13 protein-coding genes are annotated in these 14762 nt (G+C 59.4%); 4 read left to right on the top strand and 9 right to left on the bottom strand.

Annotation, left to right across the window (positions count from 1 at the left end; genetic code table 11):
• Positions 1–23: 23 nt before the first annotated feature.
• The 3 genes from F591_RS0118140 to F591_RS0118130 all read right to left on the bottom strand — a co-directional run bounded on the left by F591_RS0118140 (position 24) and on the right by F591_RS0118130 (position 4730).
• Positions 24–215: a hypothetical protein gene (locus F591_RS0118140; RefSeq protein WP_019536041.1), complete on the bottom strand. Its 192-nt coding sequence runs from the start codon at positions 213–215 to the stop codon at positions 24–26.
• A gap of 138 nt (positions 216–353) precedes the next feature.
• A complete protein-coding gene (locus tag F591_RS0118135) occupies positions 354–863 on the bottom strand; it encodes a phosphatidylglycerophosphatase A family protein (protein ID WP_019536040.1) in 510 nt (169 codons plus the stop codon).
• A 108-nt stretch (positions 864–971) separates the two neighbouring features.
• Positions 972–4730 carry a DNA polymerase III subunit alpha gene (locus F591_RS0118130; RefSeq protein WP_019536039.1) on the bottom strand — a complete coding sequence of 1253 codons (3759 nt, stop codon included), beginning with the start codon at positions 4728–4730 and terminating at the stop codon, positions 972–974.
• Between the two features lie 397 nt (positions 4731–5127).
• Between F591_RS0118130 and F591_RS0118125 the strand changes: the two genes are divergently transcribed.
• The 3 genes from F591_RS0118125 to F591_RS28415 all read left to right on the top strand — a co-directional run bounded on the left by F591_RS0118125 (position 5128) and on the right by F591_RS28415 (position 6456).
• Positions 5128–5463 (top strand): YtrH family sporulation protein, encoded by a 336-nt coding sequence (locus tag F591_RS0118125; RefSeq protein ID WP_019536038.1) that lies wholly within the window; start codon positions 5128–5130, stop codon positions 5461–5463.
• Entirely contained in the window at positions 5460–5963 is a 504-nt protein-coding gene (locus F591_RS0118120) for a sporulation membrane protein YtrI (RefSeq protein WP_019536037.1), read from the top strand. The genes F591_RS0118125 and F591_RS0118120 overlap by 4 nt, the downstream gene beginning before the upstream one ends.
• Before the next feature lie 130 nt (positions 5964–6093).
• Positions 6094–6456, top strand: a complete 363-nt coding sequence (locus F591_RS28415) for a YtpI family protein (protein WP_019536036.1) — start codon at positions 6094–6096, stop codon at positions 6454–6456.
• 6 nt (positions 6457–6462) lie between these two features.
• Here F591_RS28415 and F591_RS28410 read toward each other — a convergent pair whose 3' ends face one another.
• From F591_RS28410 to F591_RS0118095, 4 genes are all read right to left on the bottom strand, one after another.
• On the bottom strand, positions 6463–7419 hold the full coding sequence (locus F591_RS28410; RefSeq protein WP_019536035.1) for a D-alanyl-D-alanine carboxypeptidase family protein: 957 nt from the start codon (positions 7417–7419) through the stop codon (positions 6463–6465).
• A gap of 40 nt (positions 7420–7459) precedes the next feature.
• Positions 7460–8644: a sensor histidine kinase gene (locus tag F591_RS28405; protein ID WP_245581076.1), complete on the bottom strand. Its 1185-nt coding sequence runs from the start codon at positions 8642–8644 to the stop codon at positions 7460–7462.
• On the bottom strand, positions 8634–9329 hold the full coding sequence (locus F591_RS0118100) for a response regulator transcription factor (RefSeq protein WP_026326711.1): 696 nt from the start codon (positions 9327–9329) through the stop codon (positions 8634–8636). The genes F591_RS28405 and F591_RS0118100 overlap by 11 nt, the downstream gene beginning before the upstream one ends.
• A 270-nt stretch (positions 9330–9599) precedes the next feature.
• Positions 9600–10928, bottom strand: a complete 1329-nt coding sequence (locus F591_RS0118095) for a DRTGG domain-containing protein (protein WP_019536032.1) — start codon at positions 10926–10928, stop codon at positions 9600–9602.
• Positions 10929–11099: 171 nt separating this feature from the next.
• On the opposite strand from F591_RS0118095, the gene F591_RS0118090 reads away from it, so the two are divergent.
• Positions 11100–11456, top strand: a complete 357-nt coding sequence (locus F591_RS0118090; RefSeq protein ID WP_019536031.1) for a hypothetical protein — start codon at positions 11100–11102, stop codon at positions 11454–11456.
• 135 nt (positions 11457–11591) lie between these two features.
• Here F591_RS0118090 and uidA read toward each other — a convergent pair whose 3' ends face one another.
• Complete coding sequence (gene uidA, locus F591_RS0118085) at positions 11592–13388, bottom strand: beta-glucuronidase (protein WP_019536030.1); 1797 nt, start codon at positions 13386–13388, stop codon at positions 11592–11594.
• Between the two features lie 18 nt (positions 13389–13406).
• Positions 13407–14744 carry an ABC transporter substrate-binding protein gene (locus F591_RS0118080; protein ID WP_019536029.1) on the bottom strand — a complete coding sequence of 446 codons (1338 nt, stop codon included), beginning with the start codon at positions 14742–14744 and terminating at the stop codon, positions 13407–13409.
• Positions 14745–14762 lie beyond the last annotated feature (18 nt).

The raw sequence follows: 14762 nt of genomic DNA, 5'->3' as shown, positions 1-14762 counted from the left end.
GTGACGGATTTGTGAATCCGAGGCTAGGTTCTATGCAATATGCTGTTCAGCACCTCTTGTACCTCTTCCACTTCGCCTTCAGGGACCAGAATTTCGAACTGATTCTTCGTCATGTTGATCGGGCGCGCTTGCACAAGAAATCCTTCTTCCGTCAGCCTTTGTTTGATTCTGTCGGCTATTTTCGCCGTCGGAGCGATATAAATGACCGTCCACATGACAAAAAAACCTCCCGAACATAATGAAATTATGATATCATAACTCCACTTTTGCCCGCAACATAAGGAAAGACGGGACAGCGAGGGACGTCGGGCGGTCCCGAGGAGGTAAGGCCGGGAGGCGGTGCTGAAGCAGCTTCAAGCTTCGCCCGTATCGAGCGGCGCGCCGCTTCCGTCCAGCTCGTCCTGATAGCGGTGGGCGATGCGCGCGGAAGCGGCGGCGGCGAGACCAGCCACCAGATCGTCCAGAAAGACGTGGATGCCGGACCTGTGATCGTTCAGCTCGCGGATGATGCCGGATTTCTCTTTGTCCAGATAGCCGAAGCTGGTCAGTCCGATCATGCCGTACACATGAACGATGCCGAGCGCCAGCGTCTCGTCGACGCCGTAGAGCGGCGCGTCCGTCTCCATAATGTCCTGCAGCGGCTGGGGGAGCCGCTTCTGCTCGGCGAGTTCGTCGAGCGCGATGCCGGTATACAGCACGTACTGCACCTCCCTCTTTTGCAGCACGGCCAGCACGCTCTCCTCGCACGCCTCCATCGTCAGCGACGGGTTATAAGGCGCCTGCAGCCGGTACACGATTTCGGCGATGCGGCCGGTGGTGACGCCGCGCCCGGCCAAGTATTCCACGATCTGCTGATGGGCCATGAAGAACCCCTCCTCCGCTATACTATCGACCGTTCTGCCAGCCTGGGCAACGCACATCGGCCAGGACGGGTCGCATGGATTATTAAATGTATGCGGGGGAGGGGGCGATTATTTCACCTTTACCGATTCTTTGCCGAGCAGCGCCTCCATCTGCCGGAACAGCTCGGGAGACGGCTTGACGTTGTAAGCGTCGCTCAGCCTGATCGAGGATTGCTGCCGCTCGTAGTACAGGATGACCGGCAGCGGACCGGGACGCTGCTGAATGAGCCGCTTCAGCTCCGTCAAAATTTCCGGCTGCTCGTGCTGTGCCGAGATTTTGATATAAACGCGCTGGCCCGCCGCCGTCCGCCTGGCCGCCGCGGCCGGAGCCGGGCCTGAGCGGTTCGCCGCGGCCGGAGCCGGGGAGGCTGCCCCGGGGCGGGCGGCCGCCGGCGCGGCAGGTGAGCCTTGCGCCTGCGGGGCCGCCGCGGGATAAGCCCGCTGGCGAGCCGGCCCCGGGTTGCGCGCGCCTGCGGCCGCGGCGCCGGCCGCCCCCGCTGCCTGCGCCGGACTGCGACGCCGGGCTGCCGCAGCGCGCGCTTGCAGCCTCGCCGCCTTCAGCTCCAGCTGCGGATCCTCCAGCGCGATGACCTGATCCGCCAGCAGCTTGTAATCGTCGTCGCCCAGCTGCAGCTTGGCGATGACGAGCACGGGCCTGCCCTTCTGCACGACGCCCGCATGCTTCTCCCAGACGCCCGGGAACAGCACGACCTCGGCTTTGCCGACGCGATCCTCCAGCTCCATGAACGCCATCGGCTTGCCTTTCTTCGTGACGATCGTCTTGCTGGACACGACGAGCCCGGCGGCCATCACCTCGCTGTGATCGGGATATTCGCCGAGGCGGTGCAGCGGATCGATGTCCAGCTTGCTCAGCACGTCCTCGTAATCGTCCAGCGGACTGCCCGAAATGTAAAGCCCAAGCAGCTCCCGCTCCAGCTCCAGCTGCTGGGTGATCGTGAACGGGACAATCTCCGGATAGTGCACGTCCCAGCTCACCTCCTCCTGAAATCCGTCCAGCACAAGCTGCAGATCCTCGCGGTTTTTGCGCCATTTGACGGCGGCCTCGACAGCGTCGTCCAGCATGGCCAGCAGCTGGGCCCGGTGTCCGGGCAAGGTGTCGGCGGCGCCTCCCTGGATGAGCGATTCCAGGACGCGCTTGTTGCATACGCGCAGATCGACCCGCCGGCACAGGTCGATCAGGCTGGCGTATGGCCCGCCGGCTCGTTCGGCGATCAGCGATTCGATCGCCTGGGTGCCGACATTCTTGATCGCCGCCAGGCCGAACCGAATCGCCCCGCCGGGCCCTGCCGCCTTATTCCCGCTGCCGGATGCGGCGTCCGCCGCGCTGCCTTCGTCAGGCGCGGCCCGGGGCGGCACGGGAGTAAACACATATCCGCTCTCGTTCACGTCGGGCGGCAGTACGGGAATGCCCATCCGGCGGCATTCGTCCACGTATTCCGCCACCTTGGTATGGCTGCCCATGACGGCTGTCAGCATCGACGCCATGAACTGGACCGGATAATGCGCCTTCAGATAGGCTGTCTGAAACGCAAGCACCCCATAGGCGGTCGCGTGCGCCCGGGGATAGCCGTAGTCCGCGAAGCGGACGATCATATCGTACACGCGGTTCGCCTCCTCCTCGGCGAAGCCCTGGGCCAGACAGCCCCGCACGAAATGCGCCCGCTCCTCGTCCAGCACCTCGCGCTTCTTCTTCGATACCGCGCGCCGCAGCAGGTCCGCTTCGCCCAGCGTAAAGCCGGCCATCTGCGAGGCGATCTGCATAATCTGCTCCTGATAGACGATAATCCCGTACGTATCCTTCAGGATCGGCTCAAGGGAAGGATGCGGATAAACGACCTGCTGCTCGCCGTGCTTGCAACGGATAAACTGCGGGATAAACTCCATCGGCCCCGGACGGTACAAGGCCAGCACGGAGATGATATCCTCGAAGCTAGATGGCCGCAGCTCCTTCAGCACGCGCCGCATGCCGGCCGACTCCAGCTGGAATATGCCCGTCGTATCTCCCCGCCCGAGCAGCTCATACGTCGCGGGGTCGTCCATCGGCACTTGACGCCAGTCGATCTCTTCTCCGGTCTGCTGGCGAATCCACTGCAGGGAACGCTCGATGATCGACAGCGTCCGCAGGCCGAGAAAATCCATCTTGAGCAGCCCGATCGCTTCGAGATGCTCCATGGAATATTGGGTGAGCGGCGTCTGCTCCGTTCCCTCCTGCAGCGGCACATATTCCGTCAGCGGCTCGCGCGAGATGACGACCCCGGCGGCGTGCGTGGAGGCGTGCCGGGGCATCCCCTCCACCTTCATGGCCAGCTCGAGCAGCTCGGCCGCCTTCGGTTGCGCCGCGGCATGCGCCCTCAGCTCCGGACTCGCCTCCAGCGCCTCGCCGAGCGTCATGCCGAGCTGATGCGGAATCAGCTTGGCGCAGCGGTCGACCTCGTTGTACGGCATCCCCAGCACACGGCCGACGTCCCGCACCGCCGCCTTGGCGGCCATCGTGCCGAAGGTGATGATCTGGGCCACGCGGTCGCGCCCGTACTTGCGGACGACATAGTCGATCACCTCATCGCGGCGAAGGTCGCTGAAGTCGATGTCGATATCGGGCATCGATACCCGCTCCGGATTGAGGAACCGCTCGAAGAGCAGATTGTACTTGATCGGATCGACGTCCGTAATCCGCAGCACGTAGGCGACGAGGCTGCCGGCCGACGAGCCCCGGCCGGGGCCTACCGCGATCCCCTGCTCGTGAGCGTAGCGAATAAAATCCCAGACGATCAGGAAATAGTCCGAGTATCCCATTCCCTCGATGACGGACAGCTCGTAGCGGAGCCTGCCCTCCAGGCTTTCCCGCCACGCCTCGCTCTTCCATTCCGGCACACTTTCGTAACGCCGGCGCAGCCCTTCCTCGCACAGCTCGGCCAAATAGGCGAAGGCCGTCTTCCCTTCCGGAAGCGGCCTGAACTCCGGCAGGATGGAGCGCCCGAATGCGAGCTGCAGCTGGCAGGCTTCGGCGATCCGGACGGTGTTCTCCAGCGCTTCCGGCACATGAGCGAACAGCCGGCCCATCTCCTCGGGGCTCTTGAGGTACAGCTGGCTTGTCTTTAGCTGCAGCCTGTCCTCGTCGTCCAGCGTCTTGCCCGTGCCGATGCAGATCAGAATCTCCTGCACCGCATGCTCGGACTCGCGGACATAGTGCACGTCGTTGGTCGCGACGAGAGGAACGCCGATATCGCGGCTGAGCCGAATCATCTCCTGCATGACCTTCTTCTGCTCGGTCAATCCGTGATCCTGGATTTCCAGATAGAAGTCGTCGCCGAAAATACCGCGGTACCTTAGCGCCGCAGCCTTCGCCTCCTCGTAGCGGCCGTACAGCAGATGCTGGGACACCTCGCCCCCGAGGCAGGAGCTCGTGCAGATGAGCCCTTCGGCGTGCGCCGCCAGGTGCTCCAGGTCGATGCGCGGTTTATAATGATAGCCCCGCAGATGGCCGATCGAGCACAGCTTCATTAAATTGCGGTAGCCCGTCTCGTTCTTGGCCAGCAGGATCAGGTGATAGATCGGCTGCTCCGCCCGCGACCCCTTGTCGCGGATCGAGCCGGACGTGAAATACATCTCGCACCCGATGATCGGCTTCACGCCATAAGCCAGACACGCTTTATAGAACGGAACGGCGCCGTACATCACCCCGTGATCGGTCAGCGCCAAAGCCTTCATTCCGAGCTTCGCCGCTTGCCGGACCAGATCGTCAATCCGCGCAGCGCCGTCCAAAAGACTGTATTCGCTATGTACATGAAGATGAACAAAGCCGTTCATCCGCGCCACCCTCATCCCTGATCGATTCGATAAAAATATTTTAGCATAAGGCGAACACCCGTGCCATAGAGTAGGAATAGAAAGGCCAAGCTCTGCGCGCTGGGCTGCAAGGCCCTTGGCAAGCGTACGGACGCGGGCCGCCGGATGTCAGACAAGGGCGCCGCCCGGACGCGGAACGTGCCGGCGCTGCCTGCAATCGAACGAGCGGTACTTGCGAGTGGCGGTCGGAGAAGGGCCGCTTGCCGGAAGCCGCCTGTGCCGCAGCTCCCGGCAAGGACCCGAGCGCGCGTCCGGGCATTGGCGGTTCGGGCAGGGACGCTGACCGGCGGCAGGCCGTGCCGGCTGCCAGGACGCTGCCGCGCCGCAGGGTACAGATACGGAAAGGGTGGTTAGACGCATGGCGGGCTTTGTCGTCAAATGCCTCCTCGACTTCTTCGTCGCCTTCGGCGTCGTCCTGGGCGGAACGATGCTGGCCGGCATTCATTCGGTGCTGACCCTGGACCAGCCCCCCGTCCACCGGATGCTGACCGTCGCCGAGCAGATCAAAGTATGGGCAATGGTCGCCGCGATCGGCGGCACGATCGATCCAATCCGGGCCATCGAGAGCCATTTTGCCCTCGGGCATCTGTCTCCGGCGTTCAAGCAGATTTTATATATCGTCTGCGCTTTCCTGGGGGCCCATATGGGGACGACGCTCATTCAGTGGATATGCAGAGGAGGCGCCGAGGGATGAAGGCACCGCTCGAGAGGACGGGCCGTTTGCTGCAGGGGATCGGATTGTTTATCTCGGGAGCGGTGATTGGCAGCGCATTTTTCATGGGGATCTACAATCATCATCTGGATGTCGTGCTTACGCAAAACCGGGAGCTCGTGCTGGAGCGCAAGCAGCTGATGGAGGACAACGCCAATCTGAAAAAAACGAAAAACCAGTATACGACCATCAACCTGCTGAACGTGCATGTGGAGCCGGCGGAAGGCACGCAGTTCGACAAAGTGGTGGAGACGGAGTTGCAGCGCTTGGTGCACGGGGACATGCGCAAGGTGGTCGTCGGCCAAAAAATATCCAACTTTGCGGAAAATCAGGAGCTGTTCCGGCAAATACTGGCCGAGAAGACATATGCCGACGTGCTCGACAAGGACTACGTCGTCACGGTGCGAACGATGGTGCTCGTGCAGACGGAGCTGAAGGTATGGGTCACGGCCAGGGAGTGGAAGCGGCTTCCCGTATCGTAAACGGCGGCGCGGGAAAGGCGGGATTGCTTTTGCCGGACAAAATCGGTACATTTAATGTAATGCGCCGCAGCGCAAAGCGCGGCCGAATGCGCACGCTGCGAGAAGAAGAAAGAAGGTTGACGGATTATCCATGATTTACATTCAGACGACGCTTAGCCTGCTCATCGTGATCGCTCTCGGATTCACCGTCTTCTACAGCTTCCGGCACCGCAGGGAACAGGACATCGCATATAAGGGGTTGTACGCCTCGAGGATGAATATCGCCATGGGGATTATGCTGGCGATCATCGCCGTATCCCAGCTGTTTTTCTTTACGGATTCGGTGGCCCGCCGCATCTTCGGCACCGTCTGCCTGCTGCTCGGCCTGTTCAACCTGTTCGCCGGCATACGCAATCACGGCCAGTTCAGCCGGCTGATCGCCGCCGGCGGAGCGGAGAAGGATGCCTCCCGCGCCGGGGGACAGCGCGCCCGCAGGCCGGACAAGCGCGCATAGAGCCGCTTATCCGGCCGGCATCGCGCCCGAAGCGGCGGAAGGCACGCCCTTCTCTGCGAAGCCGTACTGCAGGAGACGCCGGGAGTCGCTCCAAACGCTGTCTTGCGTCGAACGCAGCACGACGGCGATCAGCCTTGTGCCGCCCCGGCTGGCGGAGGACACGAGACAGTAGCCGGCCTCGTCGGTGAAGCCTGTCTTGATGCCGTCGGCCTCTTCGAGATAATAAGGACTGCCCGGCTGCAGCAGCTGATTCCGGTTCTCGTAGGTGACCTTGGATGCGGCGAACGCCGCCGTATGCTCCCTCTCGTTCACGATGTCCCGGAACGCTTCCAGCTTCATCGCCGCCTGGGCGATCCGCGCCATGTCGCGCGCCGTCGTGTATTGCTCCGGGTCGTGCAGCCCGTGCGGGTTCACGAAATGGGAGCGGCGGGCGCCAAGCTCCTTCGCCTTCTCGTTCATCAATTCGGCGAAATAGCGAATGCCTTCCTCGGCCGATACGTCCCTGCCCTTCTCCTTCCGGGCCACGTACCGGGCGATCGTCCTTGCCGCGTCGTTGCCGGACGGCAGCATCATGGCCGACAGCAAATCCCTCAGTGTCAGCAGTTGCCCCTCCCTCAGCCAGGCCGAGCTTTCGTCTGCCGTCCGGAGATTCACCTCGTCGCCGACTGCAATGCGATCGCCAAGCTCGCCTCTTTCCAGCGCGATCAATGCCGTCAAAATTTTCGTCGTGCTGGCGGGATACAGCCGCTTGTCGACGTTTTTGCCATACAGCTCCTCGCCTGTCTCCGCATCGATCAGCACGGCCGCTACGCCTTCCACCGCCACAGGCGACGACCAGGATACGGCATTCGCGCGGACATACTCGAGCGCAGCGGTCGCTTCCGGCTTGAGACTCATCCAGTTCAGCGCCCCGTAGACGGCCGCCAGCGCCAGCATGCCGATACCTAAAGCTCTCCATCTCATCGAAGCGTTAGTCCCTCCTTTCTCCATACTGTACTGCCGCTTAAGGCCGCAGAGCGCCGTCCGCTTTGCCCGGTTGCCCGTTCCCGGGCGCGACCGGCTGCGAGCCGTCGCCCGGGGACGCTTCATTGCCGACCGGCAGCCCGCGCAGCCTCACCGTAAAGGCGGTGCGCTCGTCGTCGCTGCTGACGTCGATCGCCCCCCCGTGCAGCTCGACGGTTTGCTTGACGATAGCCAGCCCGATGCCCGAGCCGCCGCTGTGCAGGGAGCGCGATTTCTCGATCCGGTAGAACCGGTCGAAAATGCGGGGAAGCTCGTCCCGGGGAATCGGTTCGCCGTAATTCACGATCTCGATAACGACGTCCGGCCCTTCCATCCTCCCGACAACATCCAGCAATTTCCCTTCCTTGCCATACTGGATGGCGTTGGACATCAAGTTTTCGAACACTCTTCGCAGCTTCTCGCCGTCGCCCAGGATGAACAGATGGGGCTGCCCGAAATACAGCCGCGGCTCCATTCCGGCTTCCTCCAGCCGAATCTGGAAATGCGCCGTCATTTGCCGCAGCATCTCCACCAGATTGATCCGGCTGCGCGCCAGCTTCATCTCCCTGTTCCTTAAGCGGGTATACTCGAACAAATCCTGAACCATCCGGCTGAGCCGCTGGGACTCCTCATAGGCCATGCCGACATAGTGTCTCAGCTCCACCTCGTCGCGATAGCGGTCCTGATCGATCAGCCCCAAATAACCGGTTATGGAGGTTAGCGGCGTGCGCAAATCGTGCGACACATTCGTGATCAGCTCGTTTTTCGTCTGCTCCGCCCGGCGTTCCTCTTCCATCGCCTGCTTCAGCTTCGTCACCAGGTCGTTGATATTGGCGGACAGCTCTCCGAGGTCTGCGAGCGGGCGAACAGGCACTTTATGATCGAAGCGTCCTTCCGCGATGATCTTCACATGCCGGATGATTTCGTTCAAGTATTGCTGCCGCTGGTAACGGAGCTCCCTGCGGATGAACAGCCACAGCGTCAGAGCGAAGACCGGAATGCCGCTCAGCGCATAAAGCCTCTTCAGTCCGAAGTTATAATGAAGCCACGATAAAATCGGCTCAAGCGGGAGGGAATAGCGGAAAGTGGTCGTATGTACCGCTTTACCGACATAATACAGAACAATCATCACCACCGCCGACGCCACCAGGCTCCATAGCAGCGTAACGAGCCATCTAATATTCAAGCTTGTAGCCGACCCCCCAGACCGTATGAATCAACTTTTCCCCGCCCATCTCCTTCTCGAGCTTGTCGCGCAAACGGCTCATATGCACGGCGACGGAGTTGTTGTTCTCGTAATATTTCTCTTTCCAGATCAGCTCGAAAATTTCCTCGGAGCTGAACACCCTCCCCGGATGGCTGGCCAACAGGAACAGGATGCCGAATTCGATCGGCGTCACTTTGACCGGCCGGCCGCTCACCGTTACGGAATGCGTCTGTTTGTTGATCTCCAGCGACTGGATGACGATGAGATGCTCCTGTCCGGGACGGCTCGGCTCAGCCTGGAAATATGCCCGCCGCAGCAGCGACTTCACTCTGGCGACCAGCTCCAGCGGATTGAACGGCTTCACCAGGTAATCGTCCGCCCCGGTCATGAGGCCGTTGATTTTGTCCATATCGCTGTCCTTGGCGCTGATCATAAGAATCGGCGTCATCTGCCTCTCGCGGATTTTGATGCACACCTCGAGCCCGTCCATGCCCGGCATCATAATATCGAGTATGACCAGATGAATCGGATATTCAGCCATCATCTCCAACGCCTGCAGGCCGTTGGTCGCTTTGTAGACCGCATATCCTTCATTTAGCAAATAAATTTCGATCAATTTGGCGATTTTGCTGTCGTCGTCGGCAATGAGAATATTTTTGGACACGAAAGGCTCATCCTTTGCTATGATAAATTTTTCAAGACCGAAGGTGACGACCGATGACGGCAGGAATTTGTTCGTCATAGGCGTCTATCTGTCTATCATAACGTGTCCGGGACGAAAAAGGACAGTCAGCCTCCCGCTGATCTTCATGGTAATACAGGGCGATTAACTCTTCTTTACGGAATGTTTAAGAAAAGTTAAAGCCCGCCTATTCGCCGCTTGAGAGGCGCAGGCATGCGAAGCCGTACTAAAGATGGTTAGCGCCGGCTGCCATTACCCCTGCTCGATGACCTGCGCCGTCAGCATCGCCTTGGCGACAAGCGCCGCTCCATGGCGCAGCTCGACGTCGATCTTGGCGAATTTGCGGCTGACCTCGATAATTTGCGGACGAATCTCGACCTCGCTGTCGATTTGCACGGGCTTGACGAAATAGGAGGACATGTTGTCCAGCACGAGATCTCCCTTGCGCATGTCCTGTACGACGCGGTAAGCGGCCTGCGCCATCAGCGAGGTGAGCACGCCTTCCGATACCGTGCCCAGCCGGTTCGTCATTTGCGGCGTGATGACGCCGCGGAAGCGCAGCTGCCCCGCTTCGTCCCTCTCCTCCGCGAATCCGGACCAGATGAGGTCCTCGATCGTCTCCCCGTGGTGAGGCTGCCGCTGAATATGCTGCATCGCCTTCAGCACGTCTTCCCGGCTGATCACGGCGGTCACCTTGCGATTGCTGTCGATGACGGGAAGCAGCTCGATCCCCTCCCAGACCATCAGATGGGCGGCCGAAGCGACCGAGGTGTTCGGACTCGCCGTGACCGTATTGCGCGTCATCAGCTTATCCAGCGTTTGTTCAGGCTGCGCGCCGATCAAGTCCTTCGAGGTGATCATCCCGATGACGCGGTTCCATTCGTCCACGACCGGGAAGCGGCTGTGCCCCGTCTCCTCATGCAGCCGGCGAAAATCTTTCAGCGTATGATGCGCCCGCAGCGAATAGACCCGCATCGAGGACGGGACGATATCCTCGATAAGCAGTATTTTCTTCTTGATCAGCCGGTCGTAGATAGCCCGGTTGATCATAGAGGCGACAGTGAACGTGTCATAGCTGCTGGAGATGATCGGCAGCTCCAGCTGATCGGCCATGCGCTTCACCTCGTCGCTCGTGCCGAAGCCGCCGGTGACGAGCACTGCGGCGCCGTGCTCGAGCGCGCCCATGTGGGCGTCGTAACGGTTGCCTACGATGAGCAGGCTGCCCGGGTCGATGTAGCGCAGCATCGCATCCTGCTGCATGGCGCCGATGACGAACTTGTACAGCGTCTTGCTCAGGCCCGCCTTCCCTCCGAGCACCTCGCCGTCCACCATATTGACCACTTCGGCGAACGTCAGCCGGTCAAGCTGATCGCGCTGCTTCTTCTCTACCCGAACGGTGCCCACCCGCTCCTTCGTCGCGACTAGCCCAATATTGTCCGCCTCGCGGATCGCCCGGTAGGCGGTGCCTTCGCTGACGCCGAGCTTTTGGGCGATTTTGCGCACCGATATTTTGCTGCCGACCTTCAAGCTTTCGATATATTTCAAAATTTGCTCGTGCTTGGTGGATGCTTCAGGCATCATAGGTTTCTCTCTGCCCCCTACTGTTACAAGCCGATGATCAATACTGTACTACTCTGTAATAACTATTGTAACACGACTGCCGCCGCGAATAAAACCCCGGGCAGGTCTAGAACGTCCCGTCCCCACATAGGATGATAACGGGCCCACTTGCATGCGAAGGAGGTGATATGGATGACGAAAGCCCCGCATTCCGTTCAACCGCAGACGGTGTATCAGCTTGAGCCGGAAGTGTCGGAAGCGATCCACAGATGCAAGGAAAACGCCCGGCAAGCATGCCAGAAGCATATGTATCGGCATGTTCGCGTGCAGACCGTAGACCATCAGTATCATGACGGCGTTATCGTTCACGTCGATGACCGCTACGTATATTTGCAGATCGCGCAAGCCCCGAACCCCGCCCATTACAGAGTCATTCCTTACGGGTACCCGTACCCTTATCCGTATCCCGCCTTCGGATACAATCCGTATTACAGCACGATCCTGCCGCTTGTGCTGTTCGACCTGCTGACCATCTCGCTGCTGTATTAAAGGAGATGGACGCTTGCAGCGAACGAGCCCTTGCCATCCGTCGTCAACGAACGCTGAAGGCTTGCATGCAGCAAAAAAAACTCGGGCATTCGATGAGCCCGAGTTTCTGCATTTCTAACCTGCATCATTTCTGCATTATTTATAATAAAAGTCCGGAATGGCGCTCCATCTCCTCTGAAGCTCATGCGCGGCGGCTTTCGGCTTGCGCTCCCGGGTGAAGACCCCTTTCTTGTTGCCCTGAACGCGGATAATCCCTTGGCTCGTGTTGAAATCGGCGAAATTCCAGACATGCTCCCCGACAAAATTCGCAAATTCGTCGAACACCTGATGGTTCGCCCGCAAATACGCGACCTGGAATTCCTCCGTGAACATGACGGGATCGATGTCGTGGAAGCCGGCGACCGTATCCGCGCCGTACTCCGTCATGATGATCGGCTTGTCCGGGCAGCGCTTGCCCCAGCCCTCCAGTTCTTGACGCAGCCTGATTCGGGCGATATCCCACTCCCCGCCTTCCAAATACCAGCCGTAGTAGCGGTTTAAGCAGAGAACATCGACCAGATCCGACACCTGGCAGTGCTCGGGGCTTCCCTCCTGCAGAGTCACCACCGTAACGGGACGCTTGTGCGGATCGCATTCCTTCGCAAGCCGAATCAGCGGCTCGAAGTATTCTCTGGCTCCGTCTTCCGACGTATCAGGCTCATTGGCGATCGACCACATGACGACGCATGCATGATTCTTGTCTCTTGCGATCAGCTCCCGAATCGCCTGCCGGTGAACTTCGTGCGTCTTGATTTCTTCCCATGTCTTCCGTTTCGGGCCGCTCGAACGAATAGCAATAAAGTTCAAATGCAGCCCGACCGCCGCCACCTCGTCGATGACCACGAAGCCTTCCCGGTCGGCAAGCCGCATCAACTCCTCCGAATACGGATAGTGGGACGTTCGGAACGAGTTGGCTCCGAGCCGCTTCATCAAGCGAAGATCCATGACGTTGGCCGCCTCGTTCAATCCCCGGCCGCAAATCGGTGCATCCTCGTGCTTGCCGAATCCCTTGAAATAGAAAGGCTTGCCGTTGATCAGAAATTTGCCTTCCTTCACCTCGACAGTGCGGATTCCGAAAGGCTGCTCGTACTCGTCGATCACTTCACCGCTTTGCAGCAGCTCCATTTTCAATACGTACAAATAAGCGTTCAGCGGCTCCCAAAGCTTCGCTTCCGCAAGCTGCAGCGTGCCTTCCGAGCCTTCTCCTTGCGCGACAACGATTCCCGCTTCATCTGCAATGCTGACCCGGACCTTAGCGTCGCCGCACAGGTCCACGCTGTAATGCACCGCGGCGGAGCCGTCCGCCAGCACGCTCGAGACGATCTCGACATCCCGAATGTAAACCCGAGGCGTCGTGTAGATTTTGACCGGCCGGTGAAGTCCCGCATAATTGAAAAAATCGAAATTCGGGTAATTGCGGACGACTTGGCCAAGCCCTTCAATATCGCGCTTCACATATTTGCCGACGGGCAGCGTCGATTCGTCCAGCACGTTATTCACCGCGACGGTCAGGCGGTTTTTCCCGGCTTGCAGCAAGCCGTTGATCTCCGCCTCAAACGGCGTAAACCCGCCGACATGCTCGGCTGCCAGCTTGCCGTTGACGAATACCTTCGCTTCATGCGTGGCCGAGCCGAAGCGGAGGACGATGCGCTGCGAAGACAGAACGTCCGGCACGGCGAATTCCCGCTCGTACCATACCCACCCGACATGATCGCGAATGTCGGCGCTGGCCCCTATGTCGTTGTATGAGGAAGGAACAGCCATCGGAATCGTTCCGCTCAGCGGCCGCTCCTGCCAACGCTCCGCAAATCCTTGGCCGGGATCGAGCTTAAACCGCCAAATCCCATTGAGATCGATGACACCCCGGGAACGGGTCACTATCGGATAAAGCATAATCGTGAATCCCTCCTGTTATTGCTTGGAATCGATAATTTTTTGGATGCGCGTTTGGGCATTGTTAATCGTCGTATCGATGTCCTGGCCTGACAGCATCATTTTGTCGAATTCCTCCTGGAACGCCTTTTCCAGCTCCGCATGGTAAGGCACGGCAACCGCCGGCGTCGCCAGCTCCGTATTTTCCAGCACATAGAGCAGCGACTCCTTGTCGATCATCTCCGGCGTTTTCGAGCCGGCGATGATGTTGTCCACCACTTCGTTCAGATTCGCCCCTTTCCACGAAGGAATCGTTTTGCCCTGCAGGACGATGCCTTCCGTCGTAAACCAGCGAATAAAGGTATAGGCCTCTTCCTTATGCTTCGATTTGCTGTAAATCCCCAAAATGTCGCTGCTGACGTTGCCGATTAACTTGTCATCCTTGTTCATCGTAGGTATCGGCGCGAAAACGGTTTTGAACGTTGCCGGCACCTGCTCCGTACCGCCTGTTTCCGGAATCAGGAACGATCCCATCATAATCATGCTCGTATCCTGATTGAAATATTGCGGGCGATAGTTCAATTTTTGGCTGACCACTTCCGAATACGGCGTGGCGGAACCTTCCTTCTCTCCTTGCAGCCGCAGCTCCAGCGATTTTCGGACAAACGGAGTATCCACATTGGCCTTCGTGCCGTCGTCCGTCGTCAAGTTCGCTCCGACGGGCTGCCCTATATTAGAGATAAAGTAAGCGTTCTGGGCCCAGCTGTGAAAATACGTGCCGTACCGCTTCTTGCCGCCTTCCTCCTTCGACATCGCCTTCGCATACTGCATGTACTCGTCCCAGGTCCAGCTCTTCGGAAGCTCGAGACCGGCCTCTTTGAGGTGGCTTTCGTTAATGAAGACCATAGGCTGGTTCGCTTTGCCGGGAAGGCCGTAGGTTTTGTCCCCGATTCGGGTGTTTACGGTATATTCTTCGGCAAGATCGACCCCTTCTTTCTGAAGATAGCTGTCCAGCGGCTCCATCATCCCCAGCTTGACGCGCTGATTGAGAAACGTCATATTGCTGAACATCACAACGTCCAGATCTTCTCCGGAAGCGGCGGCGAGATCCAGCTTTTTGTAATATTCGTTGGAGTTGTTATCCTCGGCAGACACAAAGTCCACTTTGATATTCGGATGCTTCTTCTCGAATTCGGCAATCACGACATCCCAGTTGTCCGCTTTCTTCGGATACCAGTTGTGCAGCTTGATCGTGACCGTGCCGTCCGCCGCGCTGCCGGCATTCGCACCTTCCGGAGCTTGCGACGAGCATCCCGCGCCGACGAGTGCCGTTAAAGCGGAAATGATGAGAACGCGATTCCATTTGCTTGTAACCATGTGAAATCCCCCTAGCTA

Origin of the sequence: Paenibacillus ginsengihumi DSM 21568 (assembly GCF_000380965.1) — a bacterium.
GTDB lineage: Bacteria > Bacillota > Bacilli > Paenibacillales > NBRC-103111 > Paenibacillus_G > Paenibacillus_G ginsengihumi.
Note: the sequence above shows the minus strand (reverse complement) of the source record. Positions and strands in the feature narration are given on the sequence as shown.